This is a genomic window from Bacillus sp. NPDC094077, from assembly GCF_050279465.1.
GTDB lineage: Bacteria > Bacillota > Bacilli > Bacillales > Bacillaceae_G > Bacillus_A.
The window spans coordinates 41,237-59,397 of record NZ_JBNNUF010000016.1 but is presented as its reverse complement, the minus strand read 5'-3'; the positions used below and the strand labels follow the sequence as shown (position 1 = coordinate 59,397).

Below are 18,161 nucleotides of genomic sequence, written 5' to 3'. Positions count from 1 at the left end.
AATAAACAAAAAACCTCAATACTAATACAATAACGCTTGTATTAATGAGGGGTTGAAAAAAGATGGATCAAACTATGAATCCAAAACTTAAAAAATATAAACGTCTTTTCTTCACCGCAATGTTTTCTTGCGTCCTTTTCTTCGTTTTTTCCTTTTTTGTTATTATTATAGTTGCAAAGATCATGGGACCTCCTCCTGTTGCGGTCCCGCAAACAAGCGTCTTTTACGCGAACGATGATACTGTTATTGGGCAAAGTAATGAAACACAAAAACGTTACAACGTCTCTCTTAATGACATTTCTCCTTATGTAAAAGAAGCTACTCTTTCTATCGAAGATCAAAGGTTTTATAAACATCACGGCTTCGATATGAAACGTATTGCAGGTGCAATTGTCGCTGATTTAAAGGCAATGGCAAAGGTACAGGGGGCTAGTACGATTACACAACAATACGCGCGTAATCTATATTTAGATCATGATAAAACGTGGAAACGGAAACTATTAGAAGCAATGTACACAGTCCGCCTTGAAGTAAATTATAATAAAAATCATATTTTAGAAGGATATTTAAATACAATTTATTACGGACATGGCGCTTACGGCATCGAAGCTGCGTCCCGTCTATATTTCGAGAAAACAGCAAAAGAATTAACATTAGCAGAAGCTAGTATGCTCGCAGGCATCCCGAAAGGACCAAGTGTCTACTCTCCCTTTTTGAAAGAGGATCGTGCTAAAGAACGACAATCTCTCATATTAGATGAAATGGTGGAGCAAGGATATATTACGAAGCAACAAGCAGCTTCAGCAAAGAAAGAACCGCTAACTTTCGCCTCATTAGATACGAAAAAAGTGGCAGAGGTCGCGCCTTATTTCCAAGATGCTGTACAGGCTTCTCTTCTTCGTGATATCGGATTGGATGAGCAAGCTTTACAACGAGGTGGTTTGCAGATTTATACAACGCTAGACCCTAAATTACAATCTGCAGCAGAGCAATCTGTAAAAGATCATATACCTGAAACGACAAACATACAAACTGCTCTCGTCTCTATGAATCCAAAAACGGGTGAAGTGGCTGCCCTTGTTGGTGGAACTGATTATAATACGAGTCAATTTAACAGGGCTACACAAGCCACTCGTCAGCCTGGTTCTACATTCAAACCATTCTTATATTATGCGGCTTTAGAACGCGGATTCACCCCTGCTACGCGCTTAAAAAGCGAATACACTGTATTCACTTTAGGAGATGGCATATCAAAATATAAACCGAAAAACTATAAAGATTATTATGCAGATGATTTTGTAACGATGGCACAGGCCCTTGCAGTTTCTGATAACGTATATGCTGTGAAAACGAATTTATTTTTAGGAGAAGATACGCTCGCAAAAACAGCGAAGCAATTCGGAATTAAGAGTGCATTAAAAGATGTTCCTTCTCTTGCTCTCGGTACATCTCCAGTAAAGCCAATTGAGATGGTGAATGCTTATAGCATGTTCGCAAACGGCGGAAAAGAGGTGAAACCGATTTTTATTCGCCGCATTATGGATCATGAAGGGAATATATTATACGATGCTCATTTGGAGAGTAAACAAGTTCTCGACAAGAGCAAAGCGTTTGTGATGGAAGAAATGATGACAGGCATGTTTAATAAAAAACTAAGTAGTTATGCCGCTGTAACTGGTCAATCGATGTTATCAAAACTATCAAGAACATATGCCGGAAAATCTGGTTCTACTGAAACAGATAGCTGGATGATTGGATTCACCCCGCAGCTCGTAACCGGTGTATGGGTTGGATACGATCAACCTAAATCTATTTCAAATGTAGCAGAACAAGGATATGCGAAAAAAATATGGACTGATACGATGGAAAAAGGGCTAGATGGACAACCTAAAAAAGAATTTAAACAACCGACTGATGTCGTAGCGGTTAATATCAATCCAGAAAACGGAAAAATCGCTACGAAAAATTGTCCCATTTCAGTTAAAATGTATTTCGCTAAAGGCACCGAACCGACTGAATATTGTATGGATCACGTCGACGATAAAGAAGAGTTTGAAAAAGTTAGCGAAGAAAAGAAAAAAACAAGTTGGTGGAAAAAATATCTTCCTTGGTAAAAAAAGGCCATTGTCACTCTCTGTCGGTAACTCGATATTCCTTGTCGAATCGTTGATATATTTTGAGTTACGTTATATTTGAAAAATCGTTGATATATTTCAAGTTATGTTAGATATATTCGAAAAATCGTTGATATATTGTCATATACCATGGTCTTAGTCACCAAATAAAAAGGATGTCACCTAGTCAAAAAACTCGACTTACGGGACATCCTTTTCTTTTATTCACCTAATAATGCATGGCGCAATTCTTCACTAGATTCGTTCCAAATTGCTTCATTATGCTCTTTTAAGAATGTACCAAGTACTTTTTTAGATGATTCATCCATATGGTCAACCATAATGTGACGCTTCAATGATTTATCCATTTTGTTTACGTGTTCTGGAAGTGATTTATACCCGCGGCGAATTTCACGGTCAACTGTCATTTCACAAGCCGTTACCCCTGCGTAATAAGCACCGGTTGCCGTTCTTTCAATCGTTACCCAAACAAGCCAATATGGTTTTCCGTTTGGAACTTCATCTTTATTCGTTAAAAACTTAATTCCTTTTTCTACTGTACTACGGGCATGCATCGCACCGATATCAACGAACGCATTTTTCTCTAATACATCAACAAATACAGGGGAAATATTTTCTAAACTAAGTGCTCCAACACCAAATCCACCATGTCCATCTGTTGAATCATTTTTTACAATATTAAAGCCAATTTTTTTCTTTTTCTCTGTCATATGTAAATTCCTCCTCACTTAATGATTATAAAAGGCCGAAAATAGGCGCAATGATATTTTGTAAAAATTCTAATACATACGGAATGACCACATTGAAAATAGGCTGAATTGTGTAATTGCTAAGCGGTGTAATAACAAGAATTAATAACGCAATTGATCCATACTTTTCATACTGTGTCATTTTCGCACGAATACTTGCCGGTGCTAAATCTTCCACAACACGATATCCATCAAGTGGCGGAATCGGTAATAAGTTAAATACAAGTAAAACAATATTAAGCATAATAAAAATTTGGAAAAATTGAGCTAACGTATCTGCTACTGCAAACGGAATGGAGTCTAACACTCCAAATGTTAATAAGCTATACCAAATAATTAAACCGATCGCACTTAAAATCAAATTACTAATTGGTCCTGCAATAGAAACTAATATGCCTGCAAGACGCGGTCTTTTAAAGTTGTACGGGTTAACGGGAACCGGTCTTGCCCAACCAAAACCAAGAATTAATACTGCAATCATACCGATAGGGTCTAAGTGCGCCATCGGTGATAACGTTAAACGCCCCTGTCTTTTCGCTGTATCGTCTCCAAATTTATATGCGACATACGCATGTGCAAATTCATGCACAGATAGCGCAATAATAATCGCCATTGCTACCAACGGAATTTGGTGCAATGGATATCTAAATAACTGATCCATACTTCATCTCCTCTTCAATATGTCAAAAAAAGAAAATATTTGTTTTTTCGATTGTTCTTCCCCATAATCCGCTATAATAAGAGTGTAACTTACATAAAAGGAGCGATTGTACATGCCATACGTAACAGTGAAAATGCTAGAAGGACGCACAGAGGAACAAAAGAAAGCTCTTGCTGAGAAAGTAACAGCAGCAGTAAGCGAAACAACTGGTGCTCCTGAAGAAAACATCGTTGTTTTCATCGAAGAAATGTCTAAAAACCATTATGCAGTTGGCGGAAAACGCTTAAGCGACAAATAATTTCAATTTTTTTCATAAGAAGCAGCCATTAGCTGCTTCTTATTTCTTTCCCTCTAATAACTCGATAATTCTCTCTTTATATTTTCCTTTTCTTCCATCTTCATAGATTAAATCATGTGGATAGAATAATTTTTGATCCCTTCTCTTCTTACCAGTAATCGCCTCAACAATATCCGATTCACGTGAAAGCTCTCTAAGCTCTCCATTTGGCATAAGAAGTAAGATTGGCAGACGCTCTTCTTCTTCTCCTGCACGATAAAAGTCATACGGTAAGTCTGATGTTGAATCAACAACTAAATAATACTCTGGATCTAATCCAATCTTTTTAAATAAGCTACTTAATTCCATCCAATTATCTAAACCGTGTTTATCTGTAAACTCTACATATTTAAATAGATTTCGATTCATAAAACGGCGACATAAGTCACTTAAAATTGGATCTTCTTCATCCTGCCATACTTGGAAGTAATAATACATAACGTTCTCGTCTAACTTTAAATAATCCTCTACTGTTACTTCTTCTTCAAATAAAGAATAGAAATGAACTGGATGATTTTTAAACGTATAATACTTCTCATGCAACGATTTAGCACGGTGTAAAATCTTCGTTAAAATAACTTCTGCACTACGCGTTACCGGATGGAAGTATACTTGCCAATACATTTGATAACGACTCATAATATAATGCTCAACAGCATGCATGCCACTATTTTTAATGACTACTTGATTCCCGTACGGGCGCATTACGCGCAGTATACGTTCCATATCAAAGTTTCCATACTTTACGCCTGTGAAATAAGCATCTCTTAATAAATAATCCATACGATCCGCATCAATTTGGCTTGAAATCATACTAATCGCTAATTTATTAGTAGATGTTTTCGCAATTACATCGGCCACCTTTTGCGGGAAATCTTTATCCACACGGCTTAATACACGATTAATTTCCGTATCTCCAACAATAATCTTTTGCGTAAATTTCTCATGATCTAATGAAAATACTTTTTCAAACGAGTGAGAAAACGGACCATGACCGACATCATGAAGTAATGCCGCGCATAAACATAACAATCTATCTTCAGCATTCCAATTTGGTCTGCCATCAAACACATCATCAATCATACGACGAATAATCTCATATACACCTAACGAATGAGTAAAGCGACTATGCTCTGCACCGTGAAATGTAAAAAATGTCGTTCCAAGCTGCTTAATACGGCGCAAGCGTTGAAATTCTTTCGTTCCGATTAAATCCCAAATAACACGATCGCGCACGTGCACATATTTATGTACCGGGTCTTTAAACACTTTTGTTTCGCTGAGTTTGTCGTTTAAATATACCACCTTCCGACATCCCCCTTTCTTTACTACATTCTTACTTTATATTATAAACGAAATGAGAAACAGAAAGAAATGAAAGACTATATTAATTCCCTTTATAAAAAGAAAAAAATCACCTTTACCGAAGTAAAAGTGATTTCTTTTATACATTATTTCCCTAAAACGAACTCAGCAACTTCGTCTAAGATCATTTCTTTACCTAATGGGAAGTAACCTTTGTTTAAGTCTTCATTTTTAATTGTAAATACATGGTTGTTTTTAACAGCATTCATGTTTTTCCAAATTGATTCTTCTTGGAATTCTTTTAGACGCTGAGAACCGTCACCAGTTGTAAATACGAATAAGTAATCTGGATTGTAATCGATTAAAGCTTCTTTTTGTACTTGTACTAGCGGTTTATCAGTTGGTGTACCTTTAACTGCTGGTAATTTTAAATCATTAAAGATTACACTGCCGTAACCGTAGTCACCGTATATGCGGAACGCATTTGGATATGCAGCCATTTTCATAAATGTTGCATCACCAGTTTTTGCAACGATTTTATCATGTAACTTGCTTGCTTTTTCATCATACTGTTTGAACCATTCTTTTGTTTCTTTCTCTTTACCGAAGATTTGACCTACTTCCTCGAACTTTGGACGCCATTGATCTAATGGAGTTTTTAACATAACTGTTGGTGCAATTTTAGATAATTGATCATAAATCTTTTCTTGACGATTGTTTACAAGAATTAAGTCTGGTTTTGCAGCAGCTACTGCTTCGATGTTAATTTTATCACCCCAAGCAGAACCAACTGGTTTTACGTCTTTTAATTTATTTGCAATATGCGTATCAATTTTTTCTTGAGATGTATTAGCAGTAATAATTGGTTTCATACCAAAGATTAATAATTCTTCTGTTGAACCACTAAGGTCAGCAATTTTCTTTGGATTTGCAGGGATTTTAATTTCCCCTTTTGCATGTTTCACAGTACGCTCTTCAGTCTTCGCATCTGCTTTCTTTTCTTCTTCTTTGTTAGAACAAGCTGCAAATAGTACAGAAGTAACAACTAGTACCATTGCTAATAGTGCCATTTTAAAATTCTTCATGTTCCCACTCCTTCTAGCTGTATTTCTCTTATAAGTTACAATGAACCATAAGAAACAAAATAACAATTAATTAATATATTTTTATTAATCGTTGTTAATAACCCATTCTAACGGGCGTTCAACTTCCCATTCAGAAGTAAGAAGCTCAACGTCCATTAGAAGTCCCCCTCTTTAAGAGGGGGTCCTACTTATGCTTTTTTACGCAATTGATTATTAATCATCATTAAATCGTATGTTAAACAAATCGGTTTACAGTTTACTGGACATGGAACGATTTGAGCTTCAATCTCAAATACGTTACGAAGTGTTTCACTTGTCATAACTTCATCTGGCGTTCCTTGTTTCATTAACTTACCTGCTTTTAGTGCAATCATATGATCGGAGAAACGAGAAGCATGGTTTAAGTCATGGATAACCATAACAATCGTTCTACCTTCTTCTTCATTTAGCTTTTTCAATAAGTTTAATACTTCTAATTGATGAGCCATATCTAAGTACGTTGTTGGTTCATCTAATACAAGTAATTCTGTCCCTTGTGCAAGAGCCATCGCAATCCATACGCGTTGACGTTGACCACCTGATAGCGCTTCTGCTGGACGATTCGCAAATTCTTTCATTCCTGTGACTTCAAGTGCCCAGTTAATGTAGCGATAATCCTCTTCTTTCAACGTTCCAAACCCTTTTTGATGGGGGAATCTTCCGTATGAAACAAGTTCAAATACAGTAAGGCCTGTTGGCACTTCTGCAGTTTGTGGTAAAATCGCCATTTTCTTTGCGATTTCTTTCGTTGGCTGTTTCTCAATTGCTTTTCCGTCAAGATACACAGTACCTTGTTTCGCCTTCAAAATACGAGAAGCCGTTTTTAATAATGTTGATTTCCCACAACCGTTCGGCCCAATAATTGTTGTGATTTTCCCTTCTGGAATCTCAACTGTTAATCCATCTATAATTAATCCTTCGTTATAGCCAACAGATACCGAATCAACCGCTAAAGTTGCCATACAAAAAGCCTCCCTTTATTTTGTCCTCATAAGTAAATAAATGAAATACGGTGCACCAATTACAGAAATAACAAGACCGACCGGTATTTCTGAAGTTGTTAACACACTTCTTGAAATTACGTCTGCAAATAAAAGTAAAAACGTTCCTATTAACGCAGCTGTAGGCAACATAATTTGATGCTTACCACCAACAAGGCGCCTCGCTAAATGCGGGGCCATTAAACCGATAAAACCAATTCCTCCGGCAACAGCGACAGATGCACCAGCTAAACAAACTGCAATAAATAATAATTTACGTCTTTCTTTTTCTACATTTACACCAAGGCCGACTGCTGTAGAGTCGCCTAGGTTCATTACATTTAATATGTGTGCTTTACTAATAGCAAGCGGTAAGAAAATAACCATCCATGGAAGTACACTTAGTACGAATTTCCAATCTGTACCCCACAAGCTTCCCGCCAACCAAATTGTAGCAAAACGGAAATCGTTAGATGTCATCTTCATAGAAAAAATTAAACTAATAGCACTGCATCCAGCTGCAACGGCGATACCAACAAGTATTAAACGAGTTGATGAAACGCCATCTTTCCACGCTAATAAATAAATAATAACCGCGGCCAATATCGCACCGATTAATGCGAAGAACGGAAGAATAAATACTGATAAGAGCGTTCCAGTTCCAACTTTTCCAAAGAAGAAGTATACGAATACAACAACGGTTAATCCCGCTCCTGCATTAATACCGATAATCCCTGGATCAGCAAGTGGATTTCGTGATAAACCTTGCAAAATTGCACCTGACATAGCTAAAGCAGATCCGACTAATATAGCAATAACCATACGCGGCATACGGAATTCAAATAAAATGACGGACTGATCTTCAGCCCCTAATCCAACCAATGACTTTAATACATCCATTGGCGGTATTTTAAAAGTTCCTGTATTTAAGCTAATAAGAAATATAGAAACGATTAGTCCTGCTAAAATCGTTAATATAGAAATGTTCTTTTTTGTTAAGATACTCGTCCTCACATCTTTCCTCTCCCTTCATTACGTGCTAAGTAGAGGAAGAATGGAACCCCAATTAGCGCTGTAATTGCTCCAATTGGCGTTTCAAACGGTGGGTTAATAACGCGAGATAACATATCTGCACATTCAATTAACAGCCCACCTAAGACCGCAGAACATGGAATAACCCATCTATAGTCTGAGCCTACAAGGAAACGAGTCATGTGCGGAATGACAAGACCAACAAATCCAACTGATCCTGCCATAGAAACCGCAGAACCTGTTAACACAAGAACAAGTACTGTTCCGATAAATTTAATTAATGTTGTATTTTGACCAAGTCCAATCGCAATTTCTTCACCGAAGCTCAAAATTGTAATATACCTCGACATCATAATTGCGATAAAGAGACAAACAAGACCAATCGGCACTAACATATTAATACTTTGCCATTTCACTCCAGCAACTCCACCTGCATTCCACATGCTCACCTCTTGGGCAAGGTTAAAATACAGCGCAATTCCAGATGAAATTGCCCCTAATAAAGCACTAATTGCTGCACCTGCTAAAGCTAATTTCACAGGTGTTAATCCACCTGGTGAAGAAGACCCAATTCCATATACAATGCTCGCACCAAACGCAGCTCCAATAAAAGATGCGATAACAAACATTAAATAAGGTGAATTAGGGAAAAATGCATACATAATTGCAATTCCAAATACAGCCCCATCTGTAATCCCCATTAGCGATGGTGAAGCAAGTGGATTTCGCGTCATACCTTGCATAATTGCTCCTGATACCGCTAAGAAGGCACCTGCAACTACGCCCCCTATCGCTCTAGGCATGCGAAGTTCTTGAATTACGTTATGATGCGTCAATAATCCGTCAAACTGAAATACAGCTTGCCATACAGTCTTTAAACTAATATCTGCAGCGCCAAACGAAATAGAAACTGCCATACTTAAAGCTAATAAAACTGTACCCGCTACTAAAATAATAGAAGCGATGAGCGGCCTGCTCTTAATCTCTTTCACACTCTCTGCTTGCTGTTCTATACTCCTTGCGCTCGCTTCCATCCTACAACCATCCCAACCAACAACATATATTTAATAAAATGAAATTTATTCTCAAATAGTAATAAAAAAAATTAGATGAATCGACCTCTTTTTGATAATGATTCTCAGAATCACACTTTCTATTCTACCTATCGCTTCAAAAGACTGTCAACCATTATTTTGAAATATGAATTCGCATAAAGTATTTAACTTGTGGGCATAAAAAAAGAAGAGTAATCTGTTCACTCTTCTTTTTCTTACTTATTTAATTTCGCTTCAATCTTTATGATTAATTCATCTTCTGTTGGCGCCGCAACTGGACGATTATTTACAAATGCAAATGACTTTTTACGACCAGGACCGCAGTAAGACTGACATCCAACTTCAATCGTTGCGCATGAATCTACTTTTTTTAACTTCGGAATTAACGTTTTAACGTTCGTCGCCTGACAATCATCGCACACACGAAATTCGTTTCCCATTATATAACACTTCCTCTATTTTAAACTTTTCTCAAGTACATTTAAAATTAAACACTAAATGGTATTTTACCGCTCTTTGAAGCTTGTTGCAAGTTTCCCTGCATAGCCCATTCTCTGTATAACTCTACATATTTATATGTTCTCCTTCAGAAGCTTCCATCATCCATGGCAAAATTTATACCTTCCATCGAAATCTACCATATTTTTAAAAGCTTTGTATAAAAGCTCATTTTTTTGCCCATTATAAAAATAGGAAGTTCATAAAAAGTAAGGGAGTTGAATCTATGAAAGTAAGACAAGATGCTTGGACGGACGAAGATGATTTATTACTTGCTGAAACTGTACTTCGTCACGTTCGAGAAGGAAGTACTCAATTAAATGCATTTGAAGAAGTAGGAGATCAATTAAATCGCACATCGGCTGCTTGTGGTTTCCGTTGGAATGCTGTCGTTCGTTATAGCTATGAACAAGCTCTTCAACTAGCAAAAAAACATCGTAAAGATAAAATGCGCGCTGCAAGTGGTGAACAAGCGAAAAAACGTTTACTTTATACGCCACCAGCTTCAGAAGCGATAACCGATTATGAAGATTTAGTTTCAAATGAAGCAACTTTATCATATAAAGAAGCTCCTTCGTATCAAGAACCAATTGTTCCTACTTCAAAAAGCTCTATAACAATGCAAGATGTTATTTACTTTTTACAAACAGTAGGATCTTCAAATATAAAGGTAACAGCTCTTGAAAACGAGAATACGAGATTGAAACAAGAAATGAAAACACAAATCCTTCGAAACGAAGAACTAGAAAAGAAACTTGAAAAATTAGAAAAGCAATCTAATACTGTACAGGAAGATTACGAAACGCTTATGAATATTATGAACCGAGCTCGTAAATTAGCGGTAATGGATGATGAAGAACGTTCCCAAACATCGTTTCGAATGGATCGAAACGGTAATTTAGAAAAAATTGCAGAATAAAAAGGATGCATGCATGCATCCTTTTTATTATTTTATTTCAAATCATATGTGCTTCTTTTACTTTAAAATCTCTCTTTATGTCCGAGAAAACTCCTCTCTTCATTTTTTGCTATAATAGAAATTGTCATTTTAAAGATAAGGGGTTAGTTATATGAGCAATTCCCGTTCAATTTTATCTCAGCCAGAGTGGCGTATTGTAGACCAGTCTAGTTTAGGACCAACATTCCATGCACTTCAGTCGTTCGCAATGGACGATACATTGTGCACAAGTATTGGAAATGGCGAATCAGCCGCAACAATGCGCTCTTGGGTTCATCACAATACAATCGTTCTTGGCATTCAAGATTCACGCCTACCACATTTACAAGAAGGTATTTCCTTTTTAAAGCAAAACGACTTTCATGTTATCGTTCGTAATTCAGGTGGACTTGCAGTCGTACTTGATGAAGGTGTTTTAAACGTATCACTTTTGTTCCAAGAAACAGAAAAGGGTATCGATATTGATCTTGGATACGATACGATGTGGCATTTAATTAAGGAAATGTTAAAAGATTACGACATTACTATTGAAGCAAAAGAGATTGTTGGTTCTTACTGTCCTGGTAGTTACGACTTAAGTATTCGCGATCAAAAATTCGCCGGTATTTCCCAGCGCCGCATTCGCGGTGGCGTTGCTGTACAAATTTACTTATGCGCTACAGGAAGCGGATCTGAACGCGCTGCACTTGTTCGCGACTTTTACAATGTAGCAATTCAAGGCGAAGAAACACGCTTTACGTATCCTGAAATTGTACCGAATACGATGGCCTCACTCTCAGAACTACTTGGTGAAACAATTACCGTACAAGATTTAATGATGCGCCTTTTAAAAACATTACAGCAATTCGCTCCAAAGTTAACACCATCTCAACTAACGTTAGATGAAATCCCTTTATACGAGACGAATTTACAACGTATTATTGATCGTAATAATAAAGCACTTGGCTTAGAAAAATAAAAACCGTCGCTATTATAGCGACGGTTTTTCATATCAATTCCTTATAGAATTAAAGTGCTTGAGCTGCTGTAATTAAAGCTAACTTGTACACTTCTTCTTCGTTACATCCACGAGATAGGTCGTTTACAGGCATGTTTAAGCCTTGTAAGATTGGTCCTACTGCTTCGAAGTTACCTAAGCGTTGAGCGATTTTGTAACCGATATTACCAGCTTCTAAGCTTGGGAATACGAATACGTTCGCATCACCTTTAATTGTAGAACCTGGAGCTTTTTTCTCAGCTACAGACGGTACGAATGCAGCATCGAATTGGAACTCTCCATCTAAAGCTAACTCAGGAGCCATTTCTTTTGCAATGCGAGTTGCTTCTACAACTTTTTCTGTTTCTGGAGACTTCGCAGAACCTTTTGTAGAGAAGCTTAACATAGCAACGCGTGGATCAATGCCGAATAATTCAGCAGTTTTCGCACTTTCGATACCAATTTCAGCTAAATCTTGGCTGTTTGGTGCAATATTAATTGCGCAATCAGCGAATACATACTTCTCTTCTTCACGTACCATGATGAATACGCCAGAAGTTTTTGTAACGCCTGGTTTTGTTTTAATAATTTGAAGTGCTGGACGAACTGTATCAGCTGTAGAGTGAGCTGCACCACTTACTAAACCGTGTGCTTTGCCCATGTATACAAGCATTGTACCGAAGTAGTTTTCGTCTTTAAGGATTTTGCGAGCATCTTCTTCTGTTGCTTTACCTTTACGGCGTTCAACGAAAGATGCTACCATTGCATCCATTTCTTCATATGTAGCTGGGTCGTAAATATCAACGCCTGCTAATGTTAAATTCATGCTAGCGGCTTTTGCGCTAATTTCTTCTTTATTACCAACTAAGATTGGTTTTACTAACTCTTCTTTTGCTAAACGCTCTGCAGCGCCTAAAATTCTTTCATCAGTTCCTTCAGGAAGTACGATAGAAATGCCTTTTCCTTGAACTTTTGCTTTTACTGTTGTAAATAAATTGCTCACGAATAAACCCTCCTACAAATGTTAAAAAAACTCTATCTTTAAGAATACTGCTTTTCCTCTATATTTTAAACTTATAGCTCCCAAAAAATAGATAAAATAAAAATGATTATATTTTCATAAAATTCAGCCATGAAATTCACCTTACTTAAGAGGCTCCTCTCTTCTTTAAATGTGACAATTTTATGCGCCAAGATTTTATATAGGTGATTTTAAAACTATATATGCTATAGTTAACGTGTAAAACTATCATTAACTGAGGTGAATAGAATGAGTGAAGCAACAACAACGTTAGATGGCTGGTATTGTTTACATGATTTACGTTCTATTGATTGGGCTGCATGGAAAACATTATCTAGCGACGAACGCGGACAAGCAGTGTCTGAATTTTTAAATGTCGTTGAAAAATGGAACGAAGTAGCTACCGCGAAAAAAGGTAGTCACGCAATGTATACAGTTGTTGGTCAAAAAGCGGATATTATGCTTATGATTTTACGTCCAACAATGGAAGAGTTAAATGAAATTGAAACAGAGCTGAATAAAACAACATTAGCTGAATATATGGTTCCTGCATATTCTTACGTATCTGTTGTTGAACTAAGCAACTACCTTCCAGCTGATGAAGATCCATACCAAAACCCACAAATTTTAGCTCGCTTATATCCTGAACTACCGAAAGCAAATCATATTTGCTTCTATCCGATGGATAAGCGTCGCCAGGGTAATGACAACTGGTACATGCTTCCTATGGAAGAGCGTAAAAAGATGATGTACAGTCATAGCAAGATCGGCCGCCAGTACGCAGGTAAAGTACGCCAAGTTATTTCAGGATCTGTTGGATTCGATGATTTCGAGTGGGGCGTAACATTATTCGCTGACGATGTTCTTCAATTTAAAAAACTTATATATGAAATGCGCTTCGATGAAGTAAGTGCTCGTTATGGTGAATTTGGAACATTCTTTGTTGGAAACATTTTACCAAACGAAAAAGTTGAGAATTTTTTACACATATAAATATTGAAAAAGGAACGAAATTCGTTCCTTTTTTTATTATTCTCGATACTTCTCCTCAAAAAACCCCTTATCTCTGCAAATTTGAACAAAAATCGACAAATTCTTTTCAAATTTATAGCAAAATTGTAACCTTTAAATATATAAAATTATGCTAAAATGATACGAGCTATATGCTAATAACGATGCGAAGGTGATAAACTATATGAAGAAAATCTTGTCTATTTTACTAGTGCTTTTATTGTCAATTTCTCCCTTAGGAGTAACAACATCCCATGCGGAAGAAAAAATACATATAGAAGCAGCTGCTGCACTTCTGTTTGATGCAGATACAGGAAAAATACTACATGAGCAAAATCCAGATGAATTGCTAGCTATTGCTAGTATGTCAAAATTAATTGTCGTTTATGCTGTTTTAGCGGCGATTAAAGAAGGGAAAATTACTTGGGATACAAAAGTAAATATTTCTGATTACGCTTATGAAGTCTCTCGTAATAACGAATTCTCTAACGTACCATTTGAAAAAGGGCGTCAATATACTGTAAGAGAATTATATCATTCTATCGTTATCTTCTCTGCGAATGGATCTAGTATTGCTTTAGCAGAACTGCTTTCAGGAAGTGAGAAAAACTTCTTAAATCTCGCAAACGATCTTGCGAAAAAACTAGGGTTAAAGAAATATAAATTTGTAAACGCTACTGGTTTAAATAACGCTGATTTAAAAGGGAAACATCCTGAGGGCACTGATCCAAATGGAGAAAACTCTTTATCAGCTCGCGACATGGGTATTCTTTCAAAAGAAATTATTACAAAGTATCCAGAAATGCTAGAGGATACAAAACAAAGATTTAGAAACTTCCCAGATAATCATCCAAAACCAATTCGTATGGAAAACTGGAACTGGATGTTGCCAGGTGCTGCTTTCGCTTACGAAGGTACAGATGGTTTAAAAACAGGTAGTTCGGATACAGCTGGATACGGATTTACTATTACTGCAAAGCGCGGTGATTTACGCCTTATCTCAGTTATTATTAAAACGAAATCAATGGACGAGCGCTTCACAGAATCTCGTGCATTAATTGAATACGGGTTTAATAACTTTGAAAAACAAAAGTTAAAAGTTGATAAAAACAACACAATCCCTGTAGTACAAGGTAAAGAAGATCACATAACTGTTGCACCTGAGAAAGAAATAACGGTGATTACGAAAAAAGGTAGTAAACCAACTTACAAAATTGGGACTGAAGCAAGTAAATCACTTGCTGAAGATGGACATTTAGTTGCGCCTATTAAAAAAGATGTAAAGGTTGGTTCCATCGTTTTAGAATCAACTGATAAATACGGTTTCTTAGACGGAAGTAAAAGTATGAAAGTTGCTGCAAAAGCAACTGAAGACGTGGAGAAGGCAAACTGGTTCGTATTATCAATGCGTTCTGTTGGTGATTTCTTCTCGAGCTTATGGTCTAAAGTGTTTTAATAAAAAAAGCTAGCCCGCGCTAGCTTTTTTTATTTTCTCCTCTCAATGTAAAACTTCGTTTGGTTGTCATATCTGAGTCCTTTTTCTCATACGTATGAACTAGTAATTGTTCCACACTTCATCTAGAAATAAACCTCTTTCCAAAAAGGATTCCAAAAGAGAGGCGACACATAATGGGTGTTATTGCGCATACAGAAGAAGATGTAAAGTTATTGGCTAGGCTTATGCGTGCTGAAGCTGAAGGAGAAGGGCAACAAGGGATGCTGATGGTCGGAAACGTTGGGGTAAATCGTGTCCGCGGAAATTGCTTAGATTTTAAACAGGTCCGAAATTTACGTCAAATGGTTTATCAAAATCCTGGTGGTTTTGAGGCAACTCAAAAAGGGTATTTTTATCAGCGAGCGAGAGAGCAAGATATCGCTTTAGCAAGACGGACGATTCAAGGGCAACGTTTTTGGCCCGCTAACTTTGCCTTATGGTTCTTTAGGCCTGAAGGTGCCTGTCCGCCAACTTGGTATAACCAGCAAAATTCTGGTCGCTTTAAAAAGCACTGCTTCTTCCAACCATCTGCTGGAGACTGTCCAAGCGTATATTGAAGAATGAAAATAAGGAGGGATTTTTGAATGGCACAGCAACAAAATCCATATTACGGAACAGGTTTTTATCAACCATCTGGAACTTATGTACAACCGCAACAAATGACTCCACAACAACAACAACAGCAACAGCAGCAAGCGATGCAACAACAAGCAGTTCAAGCCGCGCAAGCCCAATACGCAGTTTCTCAAGGCATGTTACCTCTAGAACAATCGTATATTGAAAATATACTTCGTTTAAACAAAGGTAAGCAAGCTACAATTGTAATGACTTATGAGCGTGGTAGCTCACTTGGCACACAATCTTATACAGGTATTATCGAAGCCGCTGGTCGTGATCATATCGTAATTAGTGAGCCACAATCTGGAAAACGTTATTTACTACTAATGATTTACTTAGATTATGTAGAGTTTCCAGAAGAAATTACGTATTTACCTAGTCAACAAGCAACTTATGCTCCAAGACCATAAAAAAGCTGGCATATGCCAGCTTTTGTTTTTTATAATCCTTTTACAACTGCAGTTCCTACTAAAATCCACGCCACAATAAATGCTACGCCACCAAGAGGAGTAATTGGGCCAAAGAATTTAATACCTGTTGTACTTAATGCATAAAGACTGCCTGAAAACATAATAATCCCGGCTACCATAAGCCAACCCGCAGTGCTTAAAAGCGATGATTGAATCTTATCCATTAATAACGCAACTACGAATAATCCTCCTGCATGAAACATTTGATATGTAACACCTGTCTTCCAAACCTCTAACATTTTGGCAGACACTTTATTTTCTAAACCATGTGCTCCGAAAGCGCCTAACGCAACAGATAGTCCCGCTGCAATACAACCTAGTAAAAAGAAAATTTTCATCTTAATTCCCCTTTTTTACCTTTATCATAAGCAATTTTTGCATGTAAGCCAAACGATTTTTCTTTTAAAAATCAAATAAAGAATTACCGTTTGCATCATTTTCTTTTATATATACTTTTTCTCCAGAAACTGGAATAGCTGGTTGAACTGTTGTCATAGGCTGAGATCCGATTATTTGTGTTTGAACTTGTGGTTCTCTATACATATGCGACTCAACTTGTTCATCTAATAATAAATCACATAATGCACGCACAACTAATACATGCTCTTTTGATTGTTGTCCTTCACTACTTTTTGCCTTTGCAATTTCATTCGCCATTTTATTTAAAATCTTGCCGCTAGATATTTGCATTCCTTATCACCTCATACTTTGTAGTTCTTTTTCAAATTGTCCCAGTTTCTCTACGGAACCAAATACTATTATCATATCACGTTCTTGCAATTTTTCCTGCCCTGTTGGATTATGTATAATATTCCCATCTCTTGAAATCGCTAATATCGTTACATCAAACTGATTCCTCACATCACTCTCTAATAATGATTTACCGACTAATATAGAATCTTGGCCAACTAAAATTTCTTCAATGACAAATGACTGCTCTACTCCATACAATACTGTATCAATATAATGAACTGTTAGCGGATTCGCAATGCCCTTTGCGATATGAATTCCTGCCATACTAGATGGATTAATCACTTTATCTGCACCGGCGCGTCTTAATTTCTCTTCTGTTTCTGACTTTTCAGCTCTTGCTACAATTCTAATTGCATCGTTCAATCCTCTTGCCGTTAATGTAATAAATACATTTTCAGCATCATTTGCTACAATAGCAACTAGACCGGCCGCCTTCGAAATCCCAGCGTTAAGTAATACTTGGTCCTCCGTTGCATCTCCATGTACATATAAAAGTTTTTCCTGCCCTAATATATTTTCATCTTTATCCACGACAACAAATGGAATTTTCTTTTCCTGTAATTCATGTACAACTTGAAGCCCAACTCTACCGCAACCACATACTATAATATGATTTTGTAACTGTGCTATTTGTTTATCCATCTTCTTCCTCCGTACTGCATGAAATAAATTCCCTTCAATAATCATCGCTGCCACTACCCCAATTGCATACGTAACAATGCCAACGCCAACAGGAATAATAAGGAGCGCAAATACTTTTCCCGCCTGCGTTACCGGAATCGCATCTCCATATCCAACGGTTAATACAGTAATCATCGTCATCCAAAATGCTTGAAACAAACTAATCTCTTCAATTGTCATAAATCCAAGTGTTCCTAGAATTACAACAAAAGTCATACATATAACTGCTATCCATAATTGTTTACGTGCATCCATAACATGTTTCAACTCTTTTCTCTATCTACAATCTTTGCCAGTGGAAA

Annotated in this window: 20 protein-coding genes; 8 read left to right on the top strand and 12 right to left on the bottom strand. The window is 36.9% G+C overall.

What is annotated here, in order from left to right; genetic code table 11:
* Positions 1-62 precede the first annotated feature (62 nt).
* On the top strand, positions 63-2,114 hold the full coding sequence (locus ACQKNR_RS25120) for a transglycosylase domain-containing protein (protein WP_427321635.1): 2,052 nt from the start codon (positions 63-65) through the stop codon (positions 2,112-2,114).
* A 221-nt stretch (positions 2,115-2,335) separates the two neighbouring features.
* On the opposite strand, the gene ACQKNR_RS25115 is transcribed toward ACQKNR_RS25120, so the two are convergent.
* Entirely contained in the window at positions 2,336-2,845 is a 510-nt protein-coding gene (locus tag ACQKNR_RS25115) for a YwhD family protein (RefSeq protein ID WP_427321633.1), read from the bottom strand.
* 25 nt (positions 2,846-2,870) lie between these two features.
* The gene (locus ACQKNR_RS25110; protein ID WP_427321631.1) at positions 2,871-3,545 is read right to left on the bottom strand and encodes a site-2 protease family protein; all 675 of its coding nucleotides are present in this window, start codon (positions 3,543-3,545) and stop codon (positions 2,871-2,873) included.
* Between the two features lie 112 nt (positions 3,546-3,657).
* Between ACQKNR_RS25110 and ACQKNR_RS25105 the strand changes: the two genes are divergently transcribed.
* Positions 3,658-3,843, top strand: coding sequence for a 2-hydroxymuconate tautomerase (locus ACQKNR_RS25105; RefSeq protein WP_001147171.1), 186 nt, complete (start codon positions 3,658-3,660; stop codon positions 3,841-3,843).
* A 39-nt stretch (positions 3,844-3,882) separates the two neighbouring features.
* Here ACQKNR_RS25105 and ACQKNR_RS25100 read toward each other — a convergent pair whose 3' ends face one another.
* The 6 genes from ACQKNR_RS25100 to ACQKNR_RS25075 all read right to left on the bottom strand — a co-directional run bounded on the left by ACQKNR_RS25100 (position 3,883) and on the right by ACQKNR_RS25075 (position 9,818).
* Positions 3,883-5,187: an HD domain-containing protein gene (locus ACQKNR_RS25100; protein WP_000262739.1), complete on the bottom strand. Its 1,305-nt coding sequence runs from the start codon at positions 5,185-5,187 to the stop codon at positions 3,883-3,885.
* 146 nt (positions 5,188-5,333) lie between these two features.
* Entirely contained in the window at positions 5,334-6,272 is a 939-nt protein-coding gene (locus tag ACQKNR_RS25095; protein WP_427321629.1) for an ABC transporter substrate-binding protein, read from the bottom strand.
* A gap of 188 nt (positions 6,273-6,460) precedes the next feature.
* Complete coding sequence (locus ACQKNR_RS25090; protein ID WP_427321627.1) at positions 6,461-7,273, bottom strand: ABC transporter ATP-binding protein; 813 nt, start codon at positions 7,271-7,273, stop codon at positions 6,461-6,463.
* Positions 7,274-7,288: 15 nt separating this feature from the next.
* Complete coding sequence (locus ACQKNR_RS25085) at positions 7,289-8,305, bottom strand: FecCD family ABC transporter permease (RefSeq protein ID WP_427321625.1); 1,017 nt, start codon at positions 8,303-8,305, stop codon at positions 7,289-7,291.
* Entirely contained in the window at positions 8,302-9,357 is a 1,056-nt protein-coding gene (locus ACQKNR_RS25080) for a FecCD family ABC transporter permease (RefSeq protein WP_427321623.1), read from the bottom strand. The genes ACQKNR_RS25085 and ACQKNR_RS25080 overlap by 4 nt, the downstream gene beginning before the upstream one ends.
* Positions 9,358-9,593: 236 nt before the next feature.
* A complete protein-coding gene (locus ACQKNR_RS25075) occupies positions 9,594-9,818 on the bottom strand; it encodes a DUF1450 domain-containing protein (protein WP_193413828.1) in 225 nt (74 codons plus the stop codon).
* Between the two features lie 284 nt (positions 9,819-10,102).
* On the opposite strand from ACQKNR_RS25075, the gene ACQKNR_RS25070 reads away from it, so the two are divergent.
* Together ACQKNR_RS25070 and ACQKNR_RS25065 are read left to right on the top strand one after the other, a co-directional pair.
* Positions 10,103-10,795, top strand: a complete 693-nt coding sequence (locus ACQKNR_RS25070; protein WP_427321620.1) for an RsfA family transcriptional regulator — start codon at positions 10,103-10,105, stop codon at positions 10,793-10,795.
* Positions 10,796-10,946: 151 nt separating this feature from the next.
* Positions 10,947-11,792 (top strand): lipoate--protein ligase family protein, encoded by an 846-nt coding sequence (locus tag ACQKNR_RS25065; RefSeq protein WP_427321618.1) that lies wholly within the window; start codon positions 10,947-10,949, stop codon positions 11,790-11,792.
* Positions 11,793-11,841: 49 nt separating this feature from the next.
* Here the strand turns inward: ACQKNR_RS25065 and pta are convergent, their stop codons facing one another.
* The gene (pta, locus tag ACQKNR_RS25060; protein ID WP_427321616.1) at positions 11,842-12,813 is read right to left on the bottom strand and encodes a phosphate acetyltransferase; all 972 of its coding nucleotides are present in this window, start codon (positions 12,811-12,813) and stop codon (positions 11,842-11,844) included.
* Between the two features lie 267 nt (positions 12,814-13,080).
* Between pta and hemQ the strand changes: the two genes are divergently transcribed.
* From hemQ to gerQ, 4 genes are all read left to right on the top strand, one after another.
* Positions 13,081-13,824, top strand: coding sequence for a hydrogen peroxide-dependent heme synthase (gene hemQ / locus ACQKNR_RS25055; protein ID WP_427321614.1), 744 nt, complete (start codon positions 13,081-13,083; stop codon positions 13,822-13,824).
* 202 nt (positions 13,825-14,026) lie between these two features.
* Complete coding sequence (locus tag ACQKNR_RS25050) at positions 14,027-15,298, top strand: serine hydrolase (RefSeq protein ID WP_427321612.1); 1,272 nt, start codon at positions 14,027-14,029, stop codon at positions 15,296-15,298.
* A 173-nt stretch (positions 15,299-15,471) separates the two neighbouring features.
* Entirely contained in the window at positions 15,472-15,894 is a 423-nt protein-coding gene (gene cwlJ / locus ACQKNR_RS25045) for a cell wall hydrolase CwlJ (RefSeq protein WP_427321610.1), read from the top strand.
* A 27-nt stretch (positions 15,895-15,921) separates the two neighbouring features.
* On the top strand, positions 15,922-16,365 hold the full coding sequence (gene gerQ / locus ACQKNR_RS25040; RefSeq protein WP_427321608.1) for a spore coat protein GerQ: 444 nt from the start codon (positions 15,922-15,924) through the stop codon (positions 16,363-16,365).
* A gap of 29 nt (positions 16,366-16,394) precedes the next feature.
* Here gerQ and ACQKNR_RS25035 read toward each other — a convergent pair whose 3' ends face one another.
* The 3 genes from ACQKNR_RS25035 to ACQKNR_RS25025 all read right to left on the bottom strand — a co-directional run bounded on the left by ACQKNR_RS25035 (position 16,395) and on the right by ACQKNR_RS25025 (position 18,114).
* Entirely contained in the window at positions 16,395-16,763 is a 369-nt protein-coding gene (locus tag ACQKNR_RS25035; RefSeq protein ID WP_002174422.1) for a DUF423 domain-containing protein, read from the bottom strand.
* 64 nt (positions 16,764-16,827) lie between these two features.
* Positions 16,828-17,115, bottom strand: coding sequence for a YwdI family protein (locus ACQKNR_RS25030; RefSeq protein WP_427321606.1), 288 nt, complete (start codon positions 17,113-17,115; stop codon positions 16,828-16,830).
* A gap of 6 nt (positions 17,116-17,121) precedes the next feature.
* Positions 17,122-18,114 (bottom strand): potassium channel family protein, encoded by a 993-nt coding sequence (locus tag ACQKNR_RS25025; protein ID WP_427321654.1) that lies wholly within the window; start codon positions 18,112-18,114, stop codon positions 17,122-17,124.
* Positions 18,115-18,161 lie beyond the last annotated feature (47 nt).